The sequence below is a fragment of the Rhodovulum imhoffii genome, assembly GCF_003046545.1.
Taxonomy (GTDB): Bacteria; Pseudomonadota; Alphaproteobacteria; order Rhodobacterales; family Rhodobacteraceae; genus Rhodovulum; species Rhodovulum imhoffii.
In genome coordinates this window covers 120,917-143,395 of sequence record NZ_QAAA01000006.1, presented here as the reverse complement: position 1 = coordinate 143,395, position 22,479 = coordinate 120,917, and the positions used below count along the sequence as shown (strand labels likewise).

Below are 22,479 nucleotides of genomic sequence, written 5' to 3'. Positions count from 1 at the left end.
ATGGGGCGCATCAACCAGCCTTGTTGCAATTTCAGGTTGAGTCGTTTCTGACGCCTCTCCGAACAGGAGTGTCCCTTGTCCGTTATCAACGAAAGAATCGAACATATCCTCACCGAGGTTTTGTGCCGCAATGCCGGTGAGGCCGAGTTTCATCAGGCGGTGCGCGAGGTTTTCGAAAGCCTTGGCCGGGTTGTCGCCAAGCGCCCCGAATACGCGGAGGACGGCCTGCTGGAACGCCTGTGCGAACCGGAGCGCCAGATCATTTTCCGGGTGCCGTGGGTCGATGACAGCGGCCAGACCCGTGTAAACCGCGGGTTCCGGGTGCAGTTCAATTCCGCCCTGGGGCCGTACAAGGGGGGGATCCGGTTTCATCCTTCGGTCAACCTCAGCATTGTGAAGTTTCTGGGCTTTGAGCAGGTGTTCAAGAACGCGCTGACCGGCTTGCCGATCGGGGGCGCGAAAGGGGGATCCGATTTCGACCCTCACGGGCGCTCTGACGGCGAGGTAATGCGCTTTTGCCAGTCCTTCATGACCGAGTTGCACCGCCACATCGGAGACAAGACCGATGTGCCCGCAGGGGATATCGGTGTCGGCGGGCGGGAGATCGGCTATATGTTCGGCCAATACAAGCGTCTGACGGACCGGTTCGAATCCGGCGTGCTGACCGGGAAGGGAATCCTTTACGGTGGCTCCCGCGCCCGGACCGAGGCAACGGGCTATGGCAACACCTATTTCGTGCAGCGCATGCTGGCCACTCAGGGCGACAGTTTCGATGGCAAGACCTGCACCGTGTCCGGTTCGGGAAACGTTGCCATCTATACCATGGAAAAGGTGCAGTCTTTCGGCGGGAAGGTCGTCGCCTGTTCGGATTCCGGCGGGTATGTCGTCGATGAGAACGGGATCGATCTGGGTCTGGTCAAGGAGATCAAGCTGGTCCGCCGGCAGCGCATCCGGGAGTATGTCCGCCTGAAGGGGGGAGAGTGCCACTACGTCGAGAGCGGTTCGATCTGGGATGTGCCCTGCGATGTGGCGATGCCATCGGCCACCCAGAACGAACTGACCGGCGGCGATGCCCGCGCGCTGGTCAAGAACGGCGTTATCGCCGTGGGCGAAGGTGCCAACATGCCGTCTACACCCGAGGCGGTGCGTGTGTTTCAACAGGCGGGTATTCTTTTTGCGCCGGGCAAGGCCGCCAATGCCGGCGGGGTGGCAACCTCGGCGCTGGAGATGCAGCAAAACGCCTCACGCGACAGCTGGACATTCGAACGGACCGAGGAGCGGCTGGCCGAAATCATGCACCGAATCCATGACCGGTGCGCGGCGATGGCGGAGGATTACGGCGTGCCGGGCGATTACGTCCTGGGAGCCAATATCGCCGGGTTCGTCCGCGTGGCAGAGGCCATGCGTGCACAGGGTGTGATCTAGGCGGCGTCTGAAGCGGGGGGGGGCGGCGACTGGCGCCCCTTCTTACGCCCGCTCTGTGGTCTTGCCTTTAACGAGGCGCAGGAACGCGTCAACGTCCTCATCGGTGGTCGACCACGAACAGACCATCCGCGCCGACAGCGGTGCGTCGTCCGGGCCTGTCAGGGTTTGGTCCATTGGCCAGAGGTAGTACTGCGCCCCTGCCTTTTGCGCCCTGCGGTGCCCGGCGCGCGGCCATTCCGCGAAGACAGAGTTGGCCTCGCTGGGGTGAAGAAGTCTTGCACCGGGCAGGGCCGCAAGGCCTTCCGACAGGCGCGTTGCGGCGGCGTTGGCCCGGGCGGCAAGCTTCAGCCACAGGTCGTCGCGCAGGTAGGCTGCCATTTGCGCCGACAGGTAGCGATGCTTGGAAAACAGATGCGCCCCCCGCTTGCGGCGCAGTTCGAACTCCCAAGCGCGGGAGGGGTCGAACAAGACCACCGCCTCCACCCCCATCAGCCCGTTCTTCGTGCCGCCGAAGGAGAGAACATCCACCCCCGCTTTCCATGTCATTTCGGCGGGGGTGCAACCGGCGCGGACAAGAGCGTTGGCAAAGCGCGCACCATCCATATGCACCGGCAGGCCATAGCCCTTTGCCACCGTGCACAGTGCCGCGACCTCGCCCGCGGAATATACGGTGCCCGCCTCGGTCGCATTGGTCAGGGATACGACGCCGCGCTGCACGTTATGTACGCCACCACGTCCGGTGAAGGAGATGGCTTTTTCCAGCTTGCCGGGGGTCAGTCTGGCATGGGGCGTGTCGATCAGGGTCAGCTTTGCCCCGCCGGTATAAAATTCCGGTGCGCCGCATTCGTCTTCCTCGATATGGGCGTTGCGATGGCAAAATACGGTGGCCCAGGGCGGGCACAGGCAGGCCAGGGACAGCGCATTCGCCGCCGTGCCCGTGGCAACAAGGTAGATTTCGGCTTCGGGGGCCTCGAATGCGTGGCGGATCCGGTCACGGACCTCCCCCATAAGGGCATCCGCCCCATAGGGCATGGCATAGCCGTGATTTGCCGCAATCAGTGCCTCCAGCACCTGTGGGGGAACGGGGGCGGTGTTGTCCGAGGCGAAGTGCATCACAAATCCTCTTCGATCACATGGTCCTCCCAGTCTTCGACGGGGACGTCCAGTTCGGGTACTGTCCAGCCGCGCACCGAGATGCCCGCGCGGTGCACGCTTTCGGGGTCACCTGACACCAGCGGATGCCAGTCGTAAAGGGTCTTCCCTTCCCACAACAGCCGGTAGGCACAGGTGATGGGCATCCAGTATGCGACGTCTCCCAACGTGCCGGGGTTCAGTTGTACACATTCGGGAACGATGGTCCGGCGCACTACGTAGTGGGCGCAGCGGCAGGTTTCGTCGTCCAGCAGACGACAGGAGATACGGGTGAACACGATCTCGCCTGTATCGGCGTCTTCCAGTTTGTTCAGACAGCACTTGCCACATCCGTCGCACAGGGCTTCCCATTCTTTCGGGGTCAGGTTCTTCAGCGAAACCTTTTCCCAGAACCTTGGGCGTAACCCTTCCCGGCAGATCGGGTCCGGACGTGTGGGGGAGGACGGTTCAGGCATCGGCCAGAACCGCGCGGGCGCGGGCGCTGTCGATATGCATCTGCTCGACCAGCGCGTTGAGATTTTGAAATTTTGCTTCGTCGCGCAGGAAGTCCACCAGCGCGACGGACAGATGCGCGCCGTAAAGATCGCCGGAAAAATCGAACAGGAAGGTTTCGCAATTGGGCTGGTTTTCTCCGAACATCGGGCGCACCCCGATCGACGCGACGCCATCATGGCAGCCCCGATGCGGGCCGCTCAGCACGTCCACTTTCACGGCGTAGACACCAAGGCGCGGGCGGTGCAGCCCCTGGATTGACATGTTCGCGGTGGGGAAGCCCAGGGCACGGCCGCGGGCATCGCCGTGCAGCACTTCGCCCTCGATCCGGTGCCAGTGGCCCAGCATCGCGGCGGCATCGCGTGGGCGCCCTGCACTGAGGGCCGCGCGGATCGAGGTGGACGAGACCGCCGCCCCCCCGTTGGAGAGAAGATCCGCCGCGCTGACGCCGAAGCCCATCTTTTCCCCGAAGCGGACGAGATCCTGTGCCGAGCCCTTGCGTCCTTTGCCAAAGCGGAAATCGGCCCCCACGACGACATGTGCCAGCCCCAGCCCCCGCGCGATGACCTCACGCGCGAAGGCTTCGGGTGTGAGGTCCGCGATCTGGGTGTCGAACGGCAACTGGTAGAGGTTCTCCACCCCCAGTTTGGCCAGCCGGTTGGCCTTGGCCTCGGCATTCATCAGGCGAAAGGGGGGGGCATCGGGGGCGAAGAACTCACGCGGGTGGGGTTCGAAAGTCAGGATCCCCAGCGGTGCGTTGCGGCGCGCGGCTTCCTTGCGGGTGATCTCGATCACTTCGCGGTGGCCCAGGTGGACTCCGTCGAAATTTCCGATCGCGGCGGCGGCGCCCTGGGCGGCGCTGTCCAGCCCTTTCCAGGTGGTAAAGGTTTTCATCGGCCCCCGATTGCACCGGAGGCCCGGCGCGTTCAGTCAAATTTCCGGCTGGGGGCAAGGACCAGGGCCTCCCCCTTGAGGACGACCGTATCGCCCACCATGCAGCGACAATCAAGGGTCACCCGGCGTTTGCGGTGATCAATCGCAGTCACCTCGACTTCGGCCAGTACCATGTCGCCGGGGCGCACGGGGGCTAGGAATTTCAGCGTCTGGCCCATGTAAACCGTACCGTGCCCCGGAAGCTGCTCTCCGATCACTGCGGAGATCAGCCCCGCCGTCAGCATACCGTGGGCGATTCGACCCTGGAAGATGGTGTCTTGTGCGTAGCTTTCGTCAAGGTGAACCGGGTTGTGGTCGGTCGAGACCTCTGCAAACAGTTCGATATCCCGGTCTGTGATCTGTTTGCGCAGATGGCGGCGCATGCCGATCTCGATATCTTCGATGCAAATCGTACCGCGTGGCATGTTGTCCAGCATTCCTAACCCCCGGTGTTGTTGCAGTGCAGCATAGATGCATGGTGCGAATACTGCAATTGCAGCAGAAACTTTTTAACGCAACGTGACGGTCAACCGCAAGAAAATTACGCAGAGGCCTTCAGCGCAGAAAGCCGATGGCATAGGACGGGCTGGACATTTCGCGGGCCAGGAAAGCGTTCAGTGCGCCGGGGTCGGGCTGTGCGGTGGTGCGGGTTTCCTCCGCCGCCAGTCCTCCGGTGATGAAAAGCGAATCGAGATCCTCCCCCAGAGCGCCGCGGATGTCGGTGGCAATGCCGTCTCCGATGCACAGGATGCGGGTGTCGGGGATCTCTGCAATCCTTGCCAGCCGTTGGCGGGCGAGGTCGTAGATCGGTGGGTGAGGTTTGCCGAAATAGAGGCTTTCGCCGCCCATCCCGGTGTAAAGCCGGGCCAGCGCGCCGGCGCAGTATTCGCGTGTTTCGCCCCGGTCCACCACGATGTCGGGGTTGGCGCACAAAAGCTTCAGCCCTTTCTGCCTGGCGTAAAGGAACTGCGGGCGCATCCCGGCCGGGTCGGCATGGGCATCGAAGGGGCCGGTGCATACGATTCCTTCGGCCTGATCCAGCGGTACGCGGGTGACGGATACCGGGTTTTCCACGATGCGGAGCGGGTCGAAGAAGGTCAGGTCGAACTCGGTCCCGATGTAGTAGACCTTTTCGCCGACAGCCCCCCTGAACATCGCCGCCCGCGCGCTGTCGCCCGAGGTGGCGATGGTGTCCCAGCAATCTTCGGGCACGCCCAGGTCGTCAAGCTGTTTCGCGACGCTGGCGCGGTGGCGCGGCGCGTTGGTCAGCAACACCACGATGCCCCCACGGGCCTTGAACCGGCGCAGGGCGTCCACAGCGGCGGGGAAGGCCTCCCGCCCGTTGTGGACGCAGCCCCAAAGGTCAACGAAAAGGGCGTCATAGGCGGTGGAAACCTGGTCGAGACTGTCGATGATGCGGGTCATGGCGTGTCCTGAGTGCAGCAAAGGGCGCCAATCCGGCGCCCTTTCGTTGGCGGCAGGTCAGACCTGAAGGTTGGGAATGATCTGCTTTTTGCGGCTGACGATGCCGGGCAGGATTACCGTATCGCCCTGGGGCTTCACCGCGAAGCTTTTCTCGGCGACGGTTTTCACAAGCTCGTTGGGGACCAGGAGGGTGGCCTGTTCGTTCAGGATGTCCACCACGAACAGCAGCACCTGGTCTACACCATCCTCGGCGGCGACGGTTTTCATCGTGTCCATCAGGCTGTCCTTGCGGGACAGGACCGTGTCGGGAGAGGTCGTTTCCAGAACGCTGATGCGGAAGGATTTGCCGCTCACGTCGTACTGCTTGGAATCCATGCGCAACAGTTCGGCGTCGGAAAAAGCGGAGACATCGGATTTCGCGGCAAACATTTCCGCCGCGTAATCGGGGATGGAGATGCCCAGTTCGGCGGCCAGTTTCTCGGCCAGAGCCCTGTCCACCGGTGTTGTCGTGGGGGAGCGGAACTCCATCGTGTCGGAGAGGATGCAGGACAGCATCGCGCCCTTGATGTTGTCGGGCATCTTCGTAGCCGCATCGCCCATCAGATCGTACATGATGGTGGCAGTGCAGGCCAGCGGGCGCACGGTAATGTCGATCGGGGTGCGGGTTTTCAGGCCGCCCTGCAGGAGGTGGTGATCGATCAGGGCGATGACATTGGCTTCATTGATGCGGGGGGGCAGCTCGGCCACGTTGTTGGTATCCACGATCACGACATCCTCGCCTGGGGCGACGTCGCCAATGATTTCCGGTTGTTCGAAGCCCCAGCGGTCCAGCATGAACAGGGCCTCGGTATTGGGGGATCCCAACAGCTTGGCTTCGGCGGGTTTGCCGGCAACCTCGCTCAGGTACCACGCCCAGATCAGTGGTGAGCCGGTTGAATCGGTGTCGGGGGCCTTGTGGCCGATAACTTTGATGGTCATGTCTTCGTCCGGGTTGCGTGAATTCGCCGCCCTTATAGGGGGGGGACGCCCTATTGTCACGGGGGTCGGAATTTTCTGCGGCGAAGGTGTTGACAGGGCTTGGAGCGGTGCCTATTTCGGCGCTGTTAGCACTCACCCGGTGTGAGTGACAATATATGCTGAACCGTGAACGAAGGAGCGTTCGAAGATGGCATTCAAACCGTTGCATGACCGGGTTCTGGTCCGCCGTGTCGAGAGCGACGAGAAGACCAGGGGCGGCCTGATCATCCCCGACAGCGCAAAAGAAAAGCCGGCCGAAGGCGAAGTGATTGCCTGCGGCGAAGGCGCCCGCAAGGACAGCGGAGAGCTGATCCCCATGTCCGTCAAGGAAGGCGACCGCATTCTTTTCGGCAAATGGTCGGGCACCGAAGTAACGATCGACGGCGAAGAACTGCTGATCATGAAGGAAAGCGACATCCTGGGCGTGAACGCCTGATTTCGCTGAACCTCAACCCCAGACATTCAGGAGCAAGCAACAATGGCTGCTAAGGACGTCAAGTTTGAAACCGATGCCCGCAACCGCATGTTGAAGGGCGTCAACATCCTGGCCGATGCCGTGAAGGTGACGCTGGGCCCCAAAGGCCGCAACGTGGTGATCGAAAAATCCTTCGGCGCGCCGCGGATCACCAAGGACGGTGTGACCGTTGCCAAGGAAATCGAACTGGAAGACAAGTTCGAAAACATGGGCGCGCAGATGGTGAAGGAAGTCGCCTCGCGCACCAATGACGAGGCCGGCGACGGCACCACCACCGCCACCGTTCTGGCGCAGGCCATCGTTCGCGAAGGCATGAAGGCGGTCGCCGCCGGCATGAACCCGATGGATCTGAAGCGTGGTATCGATCTTGCCACCGCGAAAGTCGTCGAAGCGATCAAGGCCGCGGCCCGCCCCGTAAACGATTCCGACGAAGTTGCGCAGGTCGGAACCATTTCGGCCAATGGCGAGGCCTCGATCGGGCGCCAGATCGCCGATGCGATGCAAAAGGTCGGCAACGAGGGTGTCATCACCGTCGAAGAAAACAAAGGCATGGAGACCGAGGTCGAGGTCGTTGAAGGGATGCAGTTCGATCGCGGTTACCTTTCGCCCTACTTCGTGACCAATCCGGAAAAGATGATCGCCGATCTGGAAGACTGCATGATCCTGCTGCACGAGAAGAAGCTTTCGTCGTTGCAGCCGATGGTGCCGCTGCTCGAGTCGGTCATCCAGTCGCAAAAGCCGCTGCTGATCATTGCCGAAGACGTCGAGGGCGAAGCCCTGGCCACGCTGGTGGTCAACAAGCTGCGGGGCGGCCTGAAAATCGCCGCCGTCAAGGCGCCGGGCTTTGGGGATCGCCGCAAGGCCATGCTGCAGGACATTGCTATCCTGACCGGCGGTCAGGTCATCAGCGAAGACCTGGGCATGAAGCTGGAAAACGTCACCATGGACATGCTGGGCACTGCCAAGAAAGTGTCCATCACCAAGGACGAGACGACGATCGTGGACGGTGCCGGCGACAAGGCCGAGATCGAAGCCCGTGTCGCCCAGCTGCGCCAGCAGATCGAGGAAACCTCCAGCGATTACGACCGCGAAAAGCTTCAGGAACGCGTGGCCAAGCTGGCTGGCGGCGTAGCCGTCATCCGCGTCGGCGGCATGACCGAAGTCGAAGTGAAAGAGCGCAAGGACCGTGTTGACGATGCGCTCAATGCCACCCGTGCCGCGGTGCAGGAAGGCATCGTCGTGGGGGGTGGTGTCGCTCTGGTGCAAGGCAGCAAGGCGCTTGACGGCCTGACCGGCGAGAACTCCGATCAGGATGCCGGTGTCGCGATCGTTCGCCGCGCGCTTGAGGCGCCGCTGCGCCAGATCGCCGAGAACGCCGGTGTCGATGGTGCCGTTGTGGCGGGCAAGATCCGCGAAAGCAACGACAAGAACTTCGGGTTCAACGCCCAGACCGAAGAGTATGGCGACCTGTTCAAGTTCGGCGTGATCGACCCGGCCAAGGTGACCCGTACCGCGCTGGAAGACGCGGCGTCGGTTGCCGGTCTGCTGGTCACCACCGAAGCGATGATTGCCGACAAGCCCGAGAAGAAAGACGCCGTCGGTGGCGGTATGCCCGACATGGGCGGCATGGGCGGCATGATGTAAGGTTGTCCGTACCCGGACGGAAAGGGGCCTTCGGGCCCCTTTTCTTTTGTAAACGACCGGGGGGAGAGCGATGGTTCCGGGCACAAGCCCTGTCTCGGAATCCGCCTGCCCCTTTCCTGCGGGCCGCAGGTTCGTGCCCCATCGCCGGGGTGCCGTTCGCGGTCGGGATGCGCTGCGATAGGCTGACCGGGGCGCCTGATCCGGCCATCCGCCGCCCGATGACGCTGCTGCCCGGCGGACAGACCCGTCCCCCATGGGCGGGCACAGGAGGGCCTTGCGGGCGGGCGGCGGGCGGCCACCCCAAGCGGCACCCTTGCGGCAACTACGCGGGGCGCAGCCAGCGGTTGGCATGGCCCATCTTGCGGCCTGCCCGTGCTTCGGCCTTGCCATAGAGATGCAGGGACACGCCGGGATCGGCGGCAAGTTCCGGCAGCCGGGCCATATCCGCACCGATGAGGTTTTCCATCTCGATGTCGCCGTGCCGGCGCCCGTCGCCGAGCGGCCAGCCTGCGATGGCGCGAATGTGCTGTTCGAACTGGTCGATGGCACAACCATTTTGTGTCCAGTGGCCGGAATTGTGTACGCGCGGAGCGATCTCGTTCACCAGCAACCCTGTGGGGGTGACGAAAATCTCCACGCCCATGACGCCCACGTAATCCAGGGCGTTCAGGATCCGTCCGGCGATCAGTACGGCATCCGTGCGCTGGGCGGTGGTCAGCGGTGCGGGCACGGTGGTGGTGCGCAGGATTCCATCGCGATGGACATTCTGCCCCGGATCGAAACAGGCGATCTGCCCGGAAAGGCTGCGCGCGGCGATGACGGAAATCTCCTGGGAGAATCCCACGAACCCCTCGTAAATCGCCGGGGCGCCAGCCATCGCGGCAAGGGCGGCCTTGGCATCCGCGGGCTCTGTCACACGGGCCTGGCCCTTGCCGTCGTAGCCAAAGCGGCGGGTCTTGAGCAGTCCCGGCGGGCCGATTTCCTCCAGGACTTCGGCAAGATCGACCGGGTCGTCGACCGCGGCAAAGGGAGCGGTTTTCAGCCCGATATCGGTCAGGAATGCCTTTTCGACCAACCTGTCCTGGCTGACCTCCAGTGCGTGGCGACCGGGGCGGATCGGACAATGGGCTTCGATGACGTCCAGCGCGTCGGTCGGGATATTTTCGAATTCATAGGTGACGATGTCCACCGATCTGGCGAAAGCCTTCAGCGCGGCCCTGTCGTCATAGGGGGCAGTGGTCACCTCCTGGGCGACATCGCCTGCGGGGGGGTGTGCCACGGGTTCGTAGATGTGGCAGGAAAAGCCCAGCCGCGACGCTGCGACGGACAGCATCCGCCCCAATTGTCCGCCGCCGAGAATACCGATTTTCAGGCCGGACAGAGGCTTAGTCATGCCGGGGGTCCTCGGGGATGGCCGTGGACAGGGCTGTCCGCCAGTCGTCAAGGCGCCGGGCCAGGTCCGGATCGTTCAAGGCAAGGATTCCGGCAGCCATCAGCCCGGCATTGGCCGCCCCCGCTGCGCCGATCGCCATGGTCGCCACCGGAAATCCACGCGGCATCTGCACGATGGAGTAAAGGCTGTCCAGCCCCGAAAGCGCCCGTGTCTGCACCGGCACGCCGATCACCGGCAGGCGGGTCTTGCTGGCGATCATGCCCGGCAGGTGGGCCGCGCCGCCCGCGCCTGCGACGATAACCTCCAGCCCGCGCGCGATAGCGGTCTTGCCGTATTCCCACAATCTGTCGGGCGTGCGATGGGCGGAGACGATCCGCGCTTCGTAGGCCACGCCAAGCGTATCCAGAATATCCGCTGTTTCTTTCATGGTTGGCCAGTCGGACTGGCTGCCCATGATTATGCCGACTTTTACGGTCATCGTTTCCCCGCCTTGATTTGCGGGCACTATAGTCAGCGGCGCGTGTTACGCAATGATGTCCGGTGTCAGTTGGTCCTCGATCCGGGCAATCCGGTCTTTCAGAGCCAGTTTCTGCCGCTTGAATCTCATCAGCGTGAAACTGCTGGCGGTGCCCTTTTCCTGGAGCGCCTTTATGGCGTCATCGAGGTCGCGATGTTCGTCGCGCAGTACCTCTAGCTTGACGCGCAACACGTCTTCCGAGTTCATTTCGCTGGAGATGTTCATCGGGGCTCCGGGCAGACCGTTAGCGACGCATCAAGATAGCCTTTTTCTTCTGTCACGGGAAGAACCTCTTGCGGGGGCGCGGCGAGGTGCCCATATCTGATGGGCGGTCGCCATGATCGGGGCCGCTTCAGGTCGCTTTATCAAGGACTTGCCAGATGACAAAACTGACCTTAGGCTCACATCCCTTCCTGTTGGGGTTTGAGCAACTCGAGCGCCTCGTCGAACGTACGGCCAAGGCCGGCAACGAGGGGTATCCGCCTTTCAATATCGAACAGACCTCGGAAAACGCCTATCGCATCACGCTGGCGGTGGCGGGGTTTCGCGACGAAGATCTTTCGATCACTGTCGAGAACCGGCAATTGGTCATCCGCGGCCGTCAGGCCGAAGATGGCGCGGAGCGTGTATTCCTCCACCGCGGGATTGCCGCGCGCCAGTTCCAGCGCAGCTTTGTGTTGGCCGAAGGCGTAGAGGTCGCCGGTGCCATGCTGGAAAACGGTCTGTTGCACGTGGATCTGGAACGTGCGGTACCCGAGACTGTCGTGCAAACAATCCGTATCAACCGGGCGTGAGGTTTGACATGGAAGCCGAATACGAAAATCTCCCGAAAAGCGGGAAAAAGATTGTGTACGTCCGCCCCGTCCGGGTGAAAGACCTGCCCGAGGGGTTGCGCGAACAGGCGCAGGGGATGGACAAGATCTATGCCGTGCATGATGTCAGCGGAGAGCGGCTGGCGCTGGTCAGGGATCGGCAGTTGGCCTTCGTGCTGGCACGGCAGAACGACCTGTCGCCGGTAAACGTTCACTGATGAAATTCAGCGCCGTTGGGTCGCGTTCCAGAATCTCGCAATAAAGGGACAGCATTTCACGGGTGCGTGCCCGCAATGTGCGGCAGTTCCATGCCCGTTTGGCGGAGGAAAATCCATCGCCCATCTGGGCATGGGCAAAGCATATCCGGCACAGGCGCAGGTTGAAACAGGATCGGCAGCTTGCGTGCCCCAGCGCGTTGAACCCCCTGTAGATCCGGGTGACAGCCTGGGCGCTGACCCCGTCTGTCACGTTCCCCAGCCGCATTCTTGCGCAGCCTTCCGTTTTTTCGCAGGTCTCAAAAGTCCCGTCTGTGGAAACGAACAGGCGCTCCTGCCCCGGCGCGCAGTTGGAAAACCCCTCCAGGGTTTCGGGGAATCCGGTGTCGACAATGCGGCGGTGCAGGCGTTCCATATCCCGGATGAAGAGATAGTAAACAAAGGCGTAGCCCCGTTCGCGGAAGGCGGGGGTTTCGAACGTACCCGAAAGGCACCCTTTCAGGAATTTTGCCTTCATTTCCGGCCAGCCTCGGGCGGGCAGCGGGTCCGTCGCGGGGGTGAATTGGGTCGGCTCGACCGAAGACAGCGCCGCCTGCACCGGGAATTCGGAAAAGAACCTGTCCAGTTCGACCAGATCCAGCGGGGCCGTCCCCACGGCGTTCAGGGTGACGTGGCGGCGGAAATAGCTTTCCGACCGGGCGCGCAGGCGGGCGATGCTTTCCATCACGCGCGAATGGGTGCCCTCCCCCTTCGGCCCGGTGCGGTTGCGGTCATGCACCGGCTGCGGGCCGTCAAGGCTGATGACGAGGTCCACCTTCTCCGCGATCAGGAAGTCCAGAACCGCATCGGGCCAGTGGACGGCGTTGCTGGTCAGGTGAAAACGGGCCTCGTGCCCGGAAAAGACCGATTTGAAACAGGCGGCGGACTCACGGATCAGCGCGAAATTCATCAACGGTTCGCCGCCGTACCATCCCAGCATGCGGAAAGGGTAGGCGGTGTTCGCGTCGTGGCGGGCAAGGTGGTCGATGGCGCGTTTCGCGGTTTCCAGCGTCATGCGGCGGTTGCCATGAGCACGCTTGCCCATGTAGGCGCCACCGTAAACACAATAGCCGCACCGGATATTGCAGGCCTCGGTCACGTTCAGGATCAGGGAGAACAAGCGGTCACCGTCATGGGGAACCGACCGGGCCGTAACGCGGGCCGGACGTTGGGGGCTCAGGACGCCCGCCTCCCGTTGCAGACGCGCCAGAAGGCGTGGCAGGGGCGCGCCGCTATTGCGAAGAAGGGCCGGCAGGCGCTGCCACAGGTCATCGGGCAGGCGCAGGATCTGGTTGGTGGCGGCGTCGTAGACATAGCCGTGCCGCGCGGTCCGAAACCGGGCGAGCGGCAGGCCCCCCGCCCGGAGATGGTTCGGCATGCTCAACTGCCGTAGCGGTAGCCGCCGATTCCCGCCGCCTGCAACACCTCCAGTTCGATATAGCAATCGCAGTTTTCATTGCAGGCATGGGCACGGACGGTCTCGGAGGCCGAGTCCAACCCGTTGCCGGGCTTCTTGAAGTTGCGCAGGAAAGTCAGCGCTTCGGCCATTTCCTCTTCGCTGGCAGAGTCGAGCAGAGACTTTTGTGTCATCGGTTCCCCCGTGTTTCGACCACCCCCAAAGGATTGTCGAAAATGTGAAAGACACCTTGAGGAAGATCAACGACAGGACGAACAAACGCAATATGTCGCAGCTTTGGCGTGTAATCTGGGGCGCCCCCGCGCAAACGGAGGCGCCGGAAAGAACGTCTCAACCCGCGATGAGGCCGAGTTGCTCCAGCTTCAGGATAACCTGATGGGCGCAGTTATCGACATCCACGCCGGTGGTATCGACACGCAGCTCGGGGGAGGCCGGCTCCTCATACGGATCGGAAATGCCGGTGAACTCCTTGATCTTGCCTTCGCGGGCGAGCTTGTACAGCCCCTTGCGGTCCCGGCGCTCACATTCCTCGAGCGGAGTCGCCACGTGCACTTCGCAAAAGGCGCCATAGTCTTCGATCATCTCGCGCACGGCACGGCGGGTGGAGGTGTAGGGGGCGATCGGGGCGCAGATGGCGATTCCGCCGTTCTTGGTGATTTCGGAGGCTACGTACCCGATACGGCGGATGTTGATATCCCGGTGTTCCTTGGAAAAGCCCAGTTCCGAGGACAGATGCTTGCGTACCACATCCCCGTCCAGGAGCGTCACCGGCCTGCCGCCCATCTCCATCAGCTTGACCATCAGCGCATTTGCGATGGTGGATTTGCCCGAACCGGAAAGCCCGGTGAAGAATACGGTAAAGCCCTGCCGTGAACGTGGCGGACGGGTGCGGCGCAGTTCCTTCACCACTTCGGGGAAGGAAAACCACTCAGGGATTTCCAGCCCCTCGGCCAGGCGGCGGCGCAGTTCTGTGCCGGAAATGTTCAGCACCGTCACCCCGTCCTCGATCTCGTCGGCGGGTTCGTATTGGGCGCGCTCCTGCACATAGACCATGTGTTTGAAGTCCACCATCTCAAGGCCGATTTCCTCTTCGTACTGGCGGAACAGGTCTTGTGCGTCATACGGGCCGTAGAAATCCTGCCCGGCACTGTTCTTGCCCGGCCCGGCATGGTCGCGGCCGACGATGAAATGGGTACAGCCGTGGTTGCGGCGGATGATCCCGTGCCAGACGGCCTCCCGCGGGCCGGCCATGCGCATGGCGAGGTTCAGCAGCGACATCGTGGTGGTGGATTGCGGGTACTTGTCCAGAACGGCCTCATAGCACCGCACGCGGGTGAAATGATCCACGTCGCCGGGTTTGGTCATGCCCACGACCGGGTGGATCAGCAGGTTGGCCTGTGCTTCCTTCGCGGCGCGGAAGGTCAGTTCCTGGTGTGCCCTGTGCAGGGGGTTGCGGGTCTGGAAGGCGACGATACGGCGCCAGCCCAGCTTTCGGAACAGGGCACGCAATTCGTTCGGGGTATCGCGGCGGCCGCGGAAGTCGTAATGCACCGGCGGCTGGATACCGGTGATCGCACCCCCCAGGTAAACCGGCCCGGCCACGTTATGCAGGTAATTCACGGCCGGGTGGGCAAGATCGTCGGCACCGAAGACCTTTTCCGCCTCGCGGGATTTGTCGGGCGTCCAGCGATCGGTGACGGACAGCGTGGCAAGGATCACGCCTTCCTGATCGCGCAGGGCGATATCCTGTCCCGGTTCGATGCCGGCGGCGAATTCTTCCGACACGTCGAGCGTGATCGGAATCGGCCAGAGCGTGCCATCGGCCAGTCGCATGGAGTCCACGACGCTGTTGTAATCGTCCTCCGAGAGAAACCCCTTGAGCGGATTGAACCCGCCGTTCATCAGCAGCTCCAGATCGCAGATCTGACGCGGCGTCATATCCCAGCTGGGCAGGCTGGCGGCCTCGTGCTTCAGCTTTTGGGCGCTGTCGTGGGAAACATACAGCTCTGGGATGGGGGCAAGGTTGTTCGGCATATCGATAACTCTTTCGCGGGCGGCCATTGTTGTGGAGGCGTCCTAACGTCCGCCCTGTCGTGGAGTCCAGCCATAGCGGGCGATTTGGCCCGAAAAGGAAGAATTCTTCGGGAATGGCCCCATTCCTGCAACGCTATTTGCGCGCGGGCGGAAAAACGGGGCCGGAAAGGCCGGCCCCGGCCGGTCAAGCGATTTCCGTTTCGGCCCCGTCTTCTTGCACGGCGAGAAAACGTTCCGCCTCCAGCGCGGCCATGCAGCCCATCCCGGCCGAGGTCACCGCCTGCCGGTAAAGGTGATCCGTCAGGTCCCCCGCCGCGAACACACCGGGGATCGAGGTGACGGTGCTGCCCGGTCGTGTGACCACGTAGCCGCCCATGTGGGTTTCAAGCTGGCCCTTGACCAGTTCCGATGCCGGGGCATGGCCGATGGCGACGAAGACGCCCTTGCAGGCGATTTCGGTCATTGCGCCGGTTCCGACATGCTTCGCGCGCAGCCCCTCGACGCCAGGCGGTGTTTGCGTACCCGTGATTTCCTCTACGGTGTGGTTCCAAAGCACCTCCACCTTCGGGTTCTTGAACAGGCGTTGTTGCAGCACTTTTTCGGCCCGCAGGGAATCGCGCCGGTGGATCAGCGTGACCTTCGCGGCGAAATTCGTCAGGAACAGCGCCTCTTCGACCGCCGCGTTGCCGCCGCCGACCACCACGACCTCCTGGCCGCGATAGAAGAACCCGTCGCAGGTCGCGCAGGCCGACACGCCGAAGCCCTTGTATTTTTCTTCCGAAGGCAGGCCCAGCCATTTCGCCTGTGCGCCGGTCGCCAGGATCAGTGCATCGCAGGTATAGGTGGTTCCGCTGTCCGCGGTGGCCCTGAAGGGGCGGGTGGAGAGGTTCAGTTCGGTGATCGTGTCCGGGACGATCTCGGTTCCCATGGCGCGGGCGTGACCTTCCATCTTCTGCATCAGATCTGGGCCCAGGATTTCGGTCTCGCCGGGCCAATTTTCGACCTCGGTGGTTATGGTCAGCTGCCCCCCCGGTTGCAGGCCCTGGATCAGTACCGGTTCCAGCATCGCGCGGGACGCATAGACCGCCGCAGTGTACCCCGCAGGGCCGGAGCCGATAATCAGAACCTTGCTGTGGCGATTTTCACCCATGTCTGCCCCTTTCCTTTTGGCAACGGAACCCGATATAGACCGCGCCACGCCCCTGTTAAAGCCCCGGAGCCTTGCGGCCCGCCGCTGACTGAGGGAAACGGCTTTTAAAATCTTGCGCCCCTATGAAATAATATTGCGCGTTCTGGGGCGTGGGAATAGTATCGCGAAAAAACTTGGGGGAGCAGGCATGCCTGGGTCCAAACTCGATCCCATCGACCGCAAGATCCTGGCGGAGCTTCAGGCCGATGGACGCATGACGAACGTTGAACTGGCGCGGCGCGTGGGCATATCGGCCCCGCCCTGCCTGCGCCGGGTCCGCACACTGGAAGAAGCAGGTTTTATCCGCGGCTATCACGCCGATGTCGATGCGCGCGAACTTGGATTCGAGGTGCAGGTCTTCGCAATGGTCGGGCTGCTGAGCCAGGCCGAGGCCGACCTGTCGAAATTCGAGGCCCGCTGCCGCGAATGGCCCCTCGTTCGCGAATGCCACATGCTCAACGGGGAGGTCGATTTCGTCCTCAAATGCGTGGCCCCCGACCTTTCGACCTTCCAGAGCTTCCTGACCGAGGAACTCACCGCGGCCGACAATGTCGCCAGCGTGAAGACCTCGCTCGTGATTCGGTGTGCGAAGGATCAACCGGGCGTCCCCTTCGAAATTCTGGAGGAGCGGCTCAGCCGAAAGGCCTAAAGCCGGATGGCGGAGATCAGCCGCCCGTAATCGGCCTCTCCGCCATGGACGCTGCGGCGGTAGGAAAAGAATTTCTCCGCGTCCGAATAGGTACAGTGACGGGTCCATCTGGCCCGCCCGATTCCCGCTTCGCGCAGCCGGTGCAGACCGAAAGCGGGCAGGTCGAACTGCATCCGGTCCCCCTGGCCGCCCGCGAAAAAGCGGCTGTAGTCCGGGTCTTCGGCAAGAAAGATTTCCACGAACTCAGGGCCGACCTCATAGGCACGCTGACTGATCGCCGGGCCGATGATCGCGTGCGTGTCTTCGCGGTGTGCGCCAAGGGTTTCCATCTTGTCCAGCGTGGCTTCCAGCACCCCGTCCAGCGCCCCGCGCCAGCCCGCATGGGCGGCACCTATGACCCCGGCCCGTGTGTCGGCCAAAAGCACCGGCTGGCAATCGGCGGTCAGAACCGCCAGGGCCAGCCCCGGCGTTGCGGTCACCAGCCCGTCCACCTTGGGGGGGGTGTCGAACGGGGCCTCCACCACCGCCACGTCGGCCGAGTGGACCTGATGCGCGGTGATTAGCGCCTCCGGCTCCACCCCCATCGCCAGAGCCACGCGGCTGCGGTTGATTCGCACCACTTCCGAGAGGTCCGATGATCCGCCCCCGCAATTGAGCCCCGTGAAGACCCCGGACGATGCTCCGCCTCTCCGGGTGAAGAACCCGTGGCGCAGGGGGTGCAGGTCTTCGGACGTCACGATCTCCAGGGTCATTGGCCAAATCCGGGCGGCAGGGGCGCCCCGTCGGGGAACAGGGCCAGCATCTTGAAGAGCGTTCCCATTTCCTGCGGGTGGGTCAAGCGGCGATGTGCGGCGATATGGCTTTCCAGTGCGGCGCCGTCCAGGTTTTGGGCAAGCGCACGGGCACGGGCGGTGATGCCCAGCCGTTCCAGCAGCACACCCTGGGAGATCATCGGGCTGACCTGAACCCCGGTTGCAGCCCCGGCCAGCGCCTCGAAATCCACATGGGCGGTCAGGTCGGCCTTGCCCGGATGCGCAAGGGGCGATTCGGGGGTGTGGCCGCGCAAGGCCTGCAAAGTATCGCCCAAGGACCGCCAGCTGCCGTAATCCGCGATCAGCGCCGCCCCTCCGTAGGTGGCGATCCGGGTGGAGATGGTTTTCACCACGGCCCCCGCAGAGGGGCATGTCTCCACGATGTCGCCGGGGGCGGTGTCGGAAAGCCGGTGCTCCAGCGCCCCCAGCGGGGCTGGCGCGGACAGGCCGAAGGCCAGTGCGCCACGCGCCAGCCCGATCTGGCGTTCGCTCCAGCCGTTGTCCACCCGTTGAAACTGACGGATCGGCAGGGCATCGAAAAATTCGTTGGCCAGCAGGAACAGCGGCGCCTCGGGCAGGGCGGTTACTTCGGTTAGCCAGGTTGCCTCATACCCGTTCAGCGCCTGTCGTTGTGCCGCGCGCAAGGTGGGCGAAGCCTCCACCAGGTACACTCGCAGGGCTGCATGAAACCTTGGGACCGACCGGGTTGCGCGCAGGACATCGGCCATCAGCGTTCCCCGGCCGGGGCCGAGTTCTGCCAACGTGAAAGGGCTGCAAGACCCCTGCTCCAGCCAGACCTGCGCGAGCCAAAGGCCCAGGAGTTCTCCGAACATCTGGGAGATCTCCGGCGCGGTGGTGAAATCCCCCGCCACGCCGAAGGGATCGCGTGTGGTGTAATAGCCATGCCCGGGGTGGAGCAGGCACTCGGCCATGAAGTCGGCTACGCCGATCGGGCCGGTCGCGGCAATGCGGCGGGTCAGCAGGTCGGCAAGCGGCGTCATGCCCGCCGCCGTGCGATCAGCAGGAAGACCAACCCCATGGCGATCATCGGTAAGGACAGAAGCTGGCCCATGGTAAGGCCCGCATCCTGCCATGCCAGAACATAACCGGCGGGGTTTTCGGCTGTGGTGAATTGCGGATCGGGCTGGCGGAAATGTTCCACCGTAAAACGGGCCAGACCGTACCCGGTGAAAAACGCCCCGGTCAGGTGCCCCGGTCGTTTCAGCCAGCCGCGCCGCCACGCCAGCCAAAGCAGAACGCTGCCCAGAAGCACCCCTTCCAGCCCGGCTTCGTACAGCTGGCTGGGATGGCGGGCACAGGGGCCTTCCCAGCCCGGCGGGCAGGTTTGCGCGGCCTCGCCGGGGAAGACGACCGCCCAGGGGATGTCGGAGGGGCGGCCCCACAATTCCGCGTTCACGAAATTGGCGATGCGCCCGAAGAAAAGCCCCGGCGGGGTCGCCACCGCCAGTGTATCGGCAAGTGACAGGAGCGGCACCCCCCGGCGCCGGGCGAACAGCGTGACGGCGAACATCACGCCCAGCAGCCCGCCATGGAAGGACATGCCCCCCTGCCAGATCATCGGAATCTGTTCGGGATGCGCGAAATACCATCCCGGCTGGTAGAACAGCACGAACCCCAGCCGCCCCCCCAGGACGACGCCAAGGATGATCCAGGTCAGCAGGTCCTCGACCTGTTCGACCGTCATCGGGGGCGAATCGTCGGCCCACAAATGGTTTGTTCGCACCATCGCGATGATAAGCCGCCAGCCAAGCAGGATACCGGCGATATAGGCCAGTGCGTACCAGCGCAGGGCGAACTCGATCCCGAAAAGAGAGATGGAGAAAACTTCGGGGCTGATGTCGGGGAAGGTCAGAATGGCGTGCATGGGTTCTCTTGAGTGGCGGCAGGCGGCGAAGTCAAGCTTGAGCTTTGGCGCCATGCAGCCCATATAAGGCGCAAATGTAAATGCCAGAGGCCGCAAATGCAGACCCGCAACAAGTTTCTTGACGATATGTCCCAGTTGATGACCAACGCCATGGGCGTGGCCCAGGGGGCCAGGGACGAAGCCGAGACCGCGATCAAGAGCATCCTCGACCGTTGGCTGGCGGAGCGTGACTTCGTCACGCGTGAGGAATTCGATGCCGTACGCGCCATGGCACAGAAAGCGCGTGAGGAAAACGAGACCCTCAAAGCCCGGATCGAGGCGCTCGAATCCAGGTAAATACTGCCGACCGCATATCGGGGCGCCCCTTCGGGGGCGTTTTGGTTTTTGGCGGATGCATTTCGTGGCGCGGGGTTGGGCCTTGGCCCATATAAGTTGTCTTATCCACAATATATTGCGGTTTATCCCCAGATCCCGCAAAAAATATACTTTACAGCCCGCCCCCTTTGCCCCCACCATATCTGGTAAGGGCGCAGGCATCTTACGCCCGCCCTTGAGCAGGCCCCAAAAGCCTGGGGGAATCGCCCGGTTCGGGCGCAAGCGAAGAGGCGGCCATGACGCTTTCCGAAGACATCCTTCAGACCGACGATCTGCACCCTATCGACATTGTCGAAAACCTTGCCGAATTCCGGGAGTGGGAATTCGACCGCGTGGCCGACAACCAGATTGCCATGGCGGTAGAGGGGCAGTGGCGGACCTATTCCATCACGCTGGCGTGGTCGGATGCGGATGAGACCCTGAGGTTGATTTGTACGTTCGACATGGTCCCGCCCGAGGACAGTTTGCCGCTGATCTACGAGGCGCTGAACCTGGCCAATGACATGTGCTGGTCGGGGGCGTTCAGCTATTGGGACGAACAAAAGCTGATGGTCTGGCGTTATGGCCTGGTGCTGGCGGGCGGGCAGATGGCCGGGCCGGAACAGATCGACCGTATGATCGAAACCGCGCTGGGGGCCTGTGAACGTTTCTACCCGGCATTTCAGCTTGTCGGCTGGGCGAACACGCCGCCCAAGGAGGCCATGCAGGTCGCCATTGCCGAAGCGTACGGGCGGGCCTAACCTGCGCCCCCGAAACCGATGACGGGGGCAAAGATGACATTGGAAGATCTGTACCGTCGCGGCCTTGTTCTGCTGGGCTGCGGAAAGATGGGGTCGGCCATGCTGGAAGGCTGGATGGCAGGCGGGTTGCCGGCCGGGTCCGTCTGGGTCGTCGATCCGCACCCGTCCGAATGGCTGTGTTCCCGTGCCGGAGACGGGGTGCATCTGAATGACGATTTCCCCGAGAATCCGGCCATTGTGCTTCTGGCTGTCAAGCCGCAACTGATGGAGGATGCCCTGCCGCAGGTCGCCCGGTTCGGCGGGGGGGGGACGCTGTTTATTTCCATCGCTGCGGGAAAAACGCTGGCCTATTTTGCCGGGCGCCTGGGGCGGGGGACGCCGATCATCCGTTCCATCCCCAACACCCCTGCGGCGGTCGGGCGCGGCATCACCGGCCTGATCGGCAACGGAGAGGTCCGCGAATCCCACCTCCGGCTGGCTGAAACGCTGCTGTCCTCGATCGGGCAATCCGTGCGGCTTGACGATGAATCGCAGATGGATGCGGTGACCGCCGTGTCCGGCTCCGGCCCGGCCTACGTTTTTTACCTGATCGAGGCGCTGGCCGCCGCGGGCGAGGCCCAGGGGTTGCCGCCCGCGATGGCGCTGAAGCTTGCCAGGGCGACTGTCGCCGGGGCAGGTCATCTGGCGGAACAGGCCAGCGAAGATCCGGCGCAACTGCGGGTGAACGTCACCTCTCCGGGGGGCACGACCGCTGCCGCGCTGGAGGTTCTGATGGATGCGGAAACCGGCTTTGCGCCGCTTTTGCGCCGGGCCGTGGCCGCGGCCACCGACCGGGGCCGGGAATTGGGGCGATGATCGCCTTCGAGGATTTTCAGAAAGTAGAGATCCGTGCGGGCCGCATCACCCGTGCGGAGCCCTTCCCCGAGGCGCGCAAACCCGCGATTCGTCTGTGGGTCGATTTCGGGGCGTTGGGGGAAAGGAAATCCTCCGCCCAGATAACCGCCCGTTACCGCCCCGAAGACCTGCCCGGCAAGATGGTCATGGCGGTGGTGAATTTCCCGCCCCGCCAGATCGGCAAGTTCATGTCGGAGGTTCTGGTTCTGGGGTTTCCCGATGCGGATGGCAATGTGGTGCTGGCCACGCCCGACGCAGAGGTCCCGCCCGGCGCGCGGCTTTACTGACCGTCGCCGGTTTCCTCCCGCCAGTGCCGACGGCACAGGGGGACGTAGGTTTCGTTGCCGCCGATCTGGACCTGCGCGCCTTCACACAGGGCGCGCCCGTCCGGGTCGAGGCGGACCACCATCGTTGCTTTCCGGCCGCAATGACAGATGGTGCGCAATTCCCGCATTTCGTCGGCCAGGGCCAGGAGCGTGGCGGAGCCGGGAAACAATGTGCCCCGAAAATCCACCCGAAGTCCGTAACACATCACCGGCAGGGCCAGATCATCCACCGCGCGGGCCAGTTGCCAGACCTGATCGGGGGTGAGGAACTGCGCCTCGTCCACGAAAACGCAGGCGCAGGGACCTTCCTCCAGCCGGGTGGCCAGCCGTGCGAACAGATCGGTTTCGGCGGTGAAAGTCTGTGCCGAGGCGCTTAGCCCGATGCGCGAGGCGATACGCCCCCGGCCCGCGCGGTCGTCCAGCCGGGCGGTCAGCAGCAGCGTTTCCATGCCCCGTTCACGGTAGTTGTGCGCTGCCTGAAGCAGGATCGTCGATTTTCCCGCATTCATCGTGGAATAATGAAAATACAGCTTGGCCATGCTTTCGAATAGGCAGGGCGCGGGCGGGCCACAAGTGCTATTGCGTTCCACAATACGCGGGCGTACCCGGCAGAGGGGCA

The 22,479-nt window shown here is 63.2% G+C and carries 27 protein-coding genes; 10 read left to right on the top strand and 17 right to left on the bottom strand.

What is annotated here, in order from left to right; translation table 11 throughout:
* Window positions 1–75 precede the first annotated feature (75 nt).
* Window positions 76–1,425 (top strand): NADP-specific glutamate dehydrogenase, encoded by a 1,350-nt coding sequence (gdhA, locus tag C8N32_RS07055; protein ID WP_107891842.1) that lies wholly within the window; start codon window positions 76–78, stop codon window positions 1,423–1,425.
* Window positions 1,426–1,467: 42 nt separating this feature from the next.
* Here gdhA and C8N32_RS07050 read toward each other — a convergent pair whose 3' ends face one another.
* From C8N32_RS07050 to C8N32_RS07025, 6 genes are all read right to left on the bottom strand, one after another.
* Window positions 1,468–2,538 (bottom strand): threonine aldolase family protein, encoded by a 1,071-nt coding sequence (locus C8N32_RS07050; RefSeq protein WP_107891840.1) that lies wholly within the window; start codon window positions 2,536–2,538, stop codon window positions 1,468–1,470.
* Entirely contained in the window at window positions 2,538–3,032 is a 495-nt protein-coding gene (locus C8N32_RS07045; RefSeq protein WP_107891837.1) for a YcgN family cysteine cluster protein, read from the bottom strand. The genes C8N32_RS07050 and C8N32_RS07045 overlap by 1 nt, the downstream gene beginning before the upstream one ends.
* Window positions 3,025–3,963, bottom strand: coding sequence for a bifunctional riboflavin kinase/FAD synthetase (locus C8N32_RS07040; RefSeq protein ID WP_107891835.1), 939 nt, complete (start codon window positions 3,961–3,963; stop codon window positions 3,025–3,027). The genes C8N32_RS07045 and C8N32_RS07040 overlap by 8 nt, the downstream gene beginning before the upstream one ends.
* A gap of 32 nt (window positions 3,964–3,995) precedes the next feature.
* The gene (locus C8N32_RS07035; RefSeq protein WP_107891833.1) at window positions 3,996–4,439 is read right to left on the bottom strand and encodes a MaoC family dehydratase; all 444 of its coding nucleotides are present in this window, start codon (window positions 4,437–4,439) and stop codon (window positions 3,996–3,998) included.
* Window positions 4,440–4,557: 118 nt separating this feature from the next.
* Window positions 4,558–5,427 carry a TIGR01459 family HAD-type hydrolase gene (locus tag C8N32_RS07030; protein WP_107891831.1) on the bottom strand — a complete coding sequence of 290 codons (870 nt, stop codon included), beginning with the start codon at window positions 5,425–5,427 and terminating at the stop codon, window positions 4,558–4,560.
* Between the two features lie 57 nt (window positions 5,428–5,484).
* On the bottom strand, window positions 5,485–6,405 hold the full coding sequence (locus C8N32_RS07025) for a manganese-dependent inorganic pyrophosphatase (RefSeq protein ID WP_107891829.1): 921 nt from the start codon (window positions 6,403–6,405) through the stop codon (window positions 5,485–5,487).
* A 187-nt stretch (window positions 6,406–6,592) separates the two neighbouring features.
* Between C8N32_RS07025 and C8N32_RS07020 the strand changes: the two genes are divergently transcribed.
* Together C8N32_RS07020 and groL are read left to right on the top strand one after the other, a co-directional pair.
* The gene (locus C8N32_RS07020; protein WP_107891827.1) at window positions 6,593–6,880 is read left to right on the top strand and encodes a co-chaperone GroES; all 288 of its coding nucleotides are present in this window, start codon (window positions 6,593–6,595) and stop codon (window positions 6,878–6,880) included.
* A 42-nt stretch (window positions 6,881–6,922) separates the two neighbouring features.
* On the top strand, window positions 6,923–8,563 hold the full coding sequence (gene groL, locus C8N32_RS07015) for a chaperonin GroEL (protein WP_107891824.1): 1,641 nt from the start codon (window positions 6,923–6,925) through the stop codon (window positions 8,561–8,563).
* 322 nt (window positions 8,564–8,885) lie between these two features.
* Here the strand turns inward: groL and C8N32_RS07010 are convergent, their stop codons facing one another.
* Genes C8N32_RS07010 through C8N32_RS07000 form a run of 3 tightly spaced genes read right to left on the bottom strand, consistent with a single transcriptional unit; the run spans window position 8,886 to window position 10,698 of the window.
* Window positions 8,886–9,956 carry a 5-(carboxyamino)imidazole ribonucleotide synthase gene (locus C8N32_RS07010; RefSeq protein WP_107891822.1) on the bottom strand — a complete coding sequence of 357 codons (1,071 nt, stop codon included), beginning with the start codon at window positions 9,954–9,956 and terminating at the stop codon, window positions 8,886–8,888.
* The gene (gene purE / locus C8N32_RS07005; protein ID WP_107891820.1) at window positions 9,949–10,434 is read right to left on the bottom strand and encodes a 5-(carboxyamino)imidazole ribonucleotide mutase; all 486 of its coding nucleotides are present in this window, start codon (window positions 10,432–10,434) and stop codon (window positions 9,949–9,951) included. The genes C8N32_RS07010 and purE overlap by 8 nt, the downstream gene beginning before the upstream one ends.
* 45 nt (window positions 10,435–10,479) lie before the next feature.
* Window positions 10,480–10,698 (bottom strand): YdcH family protein, encoded by a 219-nt coding sequence (locus tag C8N32_RS07000; RefSeq protein WP_107891818.1) that lies wholly within the window; start codon window positions 10,696–10,698, stop codon window positions 10,480–10,482.
* Between the two features lie 155 nt (window positions 10,699–10,853).
* On the opposite strand from C8N32_RS07000, the gene C8N32_RS06995 reads away from it, so the two are divergent.
* Both C8N32_RS06995 and C8N32_RS06990 read left to right on the top strand, forming a co-directional pair.
* The gene (locus tag C8N32_RS06995) at window positions 10,854–11,267 is read left to right on the top strand and encodes an Hsp20 family protein (RefSeq protein WP_107891816.1); all 414 of its coding nucleotides are present in this window, start codon (window positions 10,854–10,856) and stop codon (window positions 11,265–11,267) included.
* Between the two features lie 8 nt (window positions 11,268–11,275).
* Window positions 11,276–11,503 (top strand): DUF1150 family protein, encoded by a 228-nt coding sequence (locus C8N32_RS06990; RefSeq protein WP_107891813.1) that lies wholly within the window; start codon window positions 11,276–11,278, stop codon window positions 11,501–11,503.
* Here the strand turns inward: C8N32_RS06990 and C8N32_RS06985 are convergent.
* The 4 genes from C8N32_RS06985 to trxB all read right to left on the bottom strand — a co-directional run bounded on the left by C8N32_RS06985 (window position 11,436) and on the right by trxB (window position 16,140).
* Window positions 11,436–12,917: a radical SAM protein gene (locus tag C8N32_RS06985; RefSeq protein ID WP_107891811.1), complete on the bottom strand. Its 1,482-nt coding sequence runs from the start codon at window positions 12,915–12,917 to the stop codon at window positions 11,436–11,438. The two genes, C8N32_RS06990 and C8N32_RS06985, sit on opposite strands and share 68 nt — an antisense overlap.
* Window positions 12,918–12,919: 2 nt before the next feature.
* The gene (locus tag C8N32_RS06980; protein ID WP_107891809.1) at window positions 12,920–13,129 is read right to left on the bottom strand and encodes a hypothetical protein; all 210 of its coding nucleotides are present in this window, start codon (window positions 13,127–13,129) and stop codon (window positions 12,920–12,922) included.
* Window positions 13,130–13,286: 157 nt separating this feature from the next.
* Complete coding sequence (locus C8N32_RS06975; RefSeq protein WP_107891807.1) at window positions 13,287–14,990, bottom strand: bifunctional sulfate adenylyltransferase/adenylylsulfate kinase; 1,704 nt, start codon at window positions 14,988–14,990, stop codon at window positions 13,287–13,289.
* 184 nt (window positions 14,991–15,174) lie between these two features.
* Window positions 15,175–16,140 (bottom strand): thioredoxin-disulfide reductase, encoded by a 966-nt coding sequence (gene trxB / locus C8N32_RS06970; RefSeq protein WP_107891805.1) that lies wholly within the window; start codon window positions 16,138–16,140, stop codon window positions 15,175–15,177.
* 187 nt (window positions 16,141–16,327) lie between these two features.
* Here trxB and C8N32_RS06965 point away from each other — a divergent pair, with 187 nt between their 5' ends.
* Window positions 16,328–16,828, top strand: a complete 501-nt coding sequence (locus C8N32_RS06965; RefSeq protein ID WP_107891803.1) for an Lrp/AsnC family transcriptional regulator — start codon at window positions 16,328–16,330, stop codon at window positions 16,826–16,828.
* On the opposite strand, the gene pgeF is transcribed toward C8N32_RS06965, so the two are convergent.
* Genes pgeF through lgt form a run of 3 tightly spaced genes read right to left on the bottom strand, consistent with a single transcriptional unit; the run spans window position 16,825 to window position 19,525 of the window.
* Window positions 16,825–17,580 (bottom strand): peptidoglycan editing factor PgeF, encoded by a 756-nt coding sequence (pgeF, locus tag C8N32_RS06960; RefSeq protein WP_107891801.1) that lies wholly within the window; start codon window positions 17,578–17,580, stop codon window positions 16,825–16,827. The genes C8N32_RS06965 and pgeF overlap by 4 nt on opposite strands.
* Window positions 17,577–18,641 (bottom strand): class I SAM-dependent methyltransferase, encoded by a 1,065-nt coding sequence (locus C8N32_RS06955; RefSeq protein ID WP_107891799.1) that lies wholly within the window; start codon window positions 18,639–18,641, stop codon window positions 17,577–17,579. Before C8N32_RS06955 ends, pgeF begins: the two co-directional genes overlap by 4 nt.
* Complete coding sequence (gene lgt / locus C8N32_RS06950; RefSeq protein WP_107891797.1) at window positions 18,638–19,525, bottom strand: prolipoprotein diacylglyceryl transferase; 888 nt, start codon at window positions 19,523–19,525, stop codon at window positions 18,638–18,640. Before lgt ends, C8N32_RS06955 begins: the two co-directional genes overlap by 4 nt.
* 96 nt (window positions 19,526–19,621) lie before the next feature.
* Here lgt and C8N32_RS06945 point away from each other — a divergent pair, with 96 nt between their 5' ends.
* The 4 genes from C8N32_RS06945 to C8N32_RS06930 all read left to right on the top strand — a co-directional run bounded on the left by C8N32_RS06945 (window position 19,622) and on the right by C8N32_RS06930 (window position 21,821).
* Window positions 19,622–19,861, top strand: coding sequence for an accessory factor UbiK family protein (locus C8N32_RS06945; RefSeq protein WP_107891794.1), 240 nt, complete (start codon window positions 19,622–19,624; stop codon window positions 19,859–19,861).
* Between the two features lie 275 nt (window positions 19,862–20,136).
* A complete protein-coding gene (locus C8N32_RS06940; RefSeq protein ID WP_107891792.1) occupies window positions 20,137–20,640 on the top strand; it encodes a type III secretion system chaperone family protein in 504 nt (167 codons plus the stop codon).
* Between the two features lie 33 nt (window positions 20,641–20,673).
* Entirely contained in the window at window positions 20,674–21,495 is an 822-nt protein-coding gene (gene proC / locus C8N32_RS06935) for a pyrroline-5-carboxylate reductase (RefSeq protein ID WP_107891874.1), read from the top strand.
* A complete protein-coding gene (locus C8N32_RS06930; protein ID WP_107891789.1) occupies window positions 21,492–21,821 on the top strand; it encodes a tRNA-binding protein in 330 nt (109 codons plus the stop codon). Before proC ends, C8N32_RS06930 begins: the two co-directional genes overlap by 4 nt.
* On the opposite strand, the gene C8N32_RS06925 is transcribed toward C8N32_RS06930, so the two are convergent.
* The gene (locus tag C8N32_RS06925; protein ID WP_107891786.1) at window positions 21,815–22,399 is read right to left on the bottom strand and encodes a thymidine kinase; all 585 of its coding nucleotides are present in this window, start codon (window positions 22,397–22,399) and stop codon (window positions 21,815–21,817) included. The two genes, C8N32_RS06930 and C8N32_RS06925, sit on opposite strands and share 7 nt — an antisense overlap.
* Between the last annotated feature and the right edge of the window lie 80 nt (window positions 22,400–22,479).

Excerpts from the sequence above, each read along its gene's own strand:
- trxB (WP_107891805.1), bottom strand. The coding sequence starts at position 16,140 with ATGGGTGAAAATCGCCACAGCAAGGTTCTGATTATCGGCTCCGGCCCT.
- C8N32_RS06965 (WP_107891803.1), top strand. The coding sequence starts at position 16,328 with ATGCCTGGGTCCAAACTCGATCCCATCGACCGCAAGATCCTGGCGGAG.
- C8N32_RS06955 (WP_107891799.1), bottom strand. The coding sequence starts at position 18,641 with ATGACGCCGCTTGCCGACCTGCTGACCCGCCGCATTGCCGCGACCGGC.
- C8N32_RS07030 (WP_107891831.1), bottom strand. The coding sequence starts at position 5,427 with ATGACCCGCATCATCGACAGTCTCGACCAGGTTTCCACCGCCTATGAC.
- groL (WP_107891824.1), top strand. The coding sequence starts at position 6,923 with ATGGCTGCTAAGGACGTCAAGTTTGAAACCGATGCCCGCAACCGCATG.
- C8N32_RS06975 (WP_107891807.1), bottom strand. The coding sequence starts at position 14,990 with ATGCCGAACAACCTTGCCCCCATCCCAGAGCTGTATGTTTCCCACGAC.
- C8N32_RS06980 (WP_107891809.1), bottom strand. The coding sequence starts at position 13,129 with ATGACACAAAAGTCTCTGCTCGACTCTGCCAGCGAAGAGGAAATGGCC.
- lgt (WP_107891797.1), bottom strand. The coding sequence starts at position 19,525 with ATGCACGCCATTCTGACCTTCCCCGACATCAGCCCCGAAGTTTTCTCC.
- C8N32_RS07020 (WP_107891827.1), top strand. The coding sequence starts at position 6,593 with ATGGCATTCAAACCGTTGCATGACCGGGTTCTGGTCCGCCGTGTCGAG.
- C8N32_RS07010 (WP_107891822.1), bottom strand. The coding sequence starts at position 9,956 with ATGACTAAGCCTCTGTCCGGCCTGAAAATCGGTATTCTCGGCGGCGGA.
- C8N32_RS06940 (WP_107891792.1), top strand. The coding sequence starts at position 20,137 with ATGACGCTTTCCGAAGACATCCTTCAGACCGACGATCTGCACCCTATC.
- C8N32_RS07025 (WP_107891829.1), bottom strand. The coding sequence starts at position 6,405 with ATGACCATCAAAGTTATCGGCCACAAGGCCCCCGACACCGATTCAACC.
- C8N32_RS06945 (WP_107891794.1), top strand. The coding sequence starts at position 19,622 with ATGCAGACCCGCAACAAGTTTCTTGACGATATGTCCCAGTTGATGACC.
- C8N32_RS07035 (WP_107891833.1), bottom strand. The coding sequence starts at position 4,439 with ATGCTGGACAACATGCCACGCGGTACGATTTGCATCGAAGATATCGAG.
- C8N32_RS07000 (WP_107891818.1), bottom strand. The coding sequence starts at position 10,698 with ATGAACATCTCCAGCGAAATGAACTCGGAAGACGTGTTGCGCGTCAAG.
- pgeF (WP_107891801.1), bottom strand. The coding sequence starts at position 17,580 with ATGACCCTGGAGATCGTGACGTCCGAAGACCTGCACCCCCTGCGCCAC.
- proC (WP_107891874.1), top strand. The coding sequence starts at position 20,674 with ATGACATTGGAAGATCTGTACCGTCGCGGCCTTGTTCTGCTGGGCTGC.
- C8N32_RS07050 (WP_107891840.1), bottom strand. The coding sequence starts at position 2,538 with ATGCACTTCGCCTCGGACAACACCGCCCCCGTTCCCCCACAGGTGCTG.
- C8N32_RS06985 (WP_107891811.1), bottom strand. The coding sequence starts at position 12,917 with ATGCCGAACCATCTCCGGGCGGGGGGCCTGCCGCTCGCCCGGTTTCGG.
- C8N32_RS06930 (WP_107891789.1), top strand. The coding sequence starts at position 21,492 with ATGATCGCCTTCGAGGATTTTCAGAAAGTAGAGATCCGTGCGGGCCGC.
- C8N32_RS07040 (WP_107891835.1), bottom strand. The coding sequence starts at position 3,963 with ATGAAAACCTTTACCACCTGGAAAGGGCTGGACAGCGCCGCCCAGGGC.
- C8N32_RS06995 (WP_107891816.1), top strand. The coding sequence starts at position 10,854 with ATGACAAAACTGACCTTAGGCTCACATCCCTTCCTGTTGGGGTTTGAG.
- C8N32_RS07045 (WP_107891837.1), bottom strand. The coding sequence starts at position 3,032 with ATGCCTGAACCGTCCTCCCCCACACGTCCGGACCCGATCTGCCGGGAA.
- C8N32_RS06990 (WP_107891813.1), top strand. The coding sequence starts at position 11,276 with ATGGAAGCCGAATACGAAAATCTCCCGAAAAGCGGGAAAAAGATTGTG.
- C8N32_RS06925 (WP_107891786.1), bottom strand. The coding sequence starts at position 22,399 with ATGGCCAAGCTGTATTTTCATTATTCCACGATGAATGCGGGAAAATCG.
- purE (WP_107891820.1), bottom strand. The coding sequence starts at position 10,434 with ATGACCGTAAAAGTCGGCATAATCATGGGCAGCCAGTCCGACTGGCCA.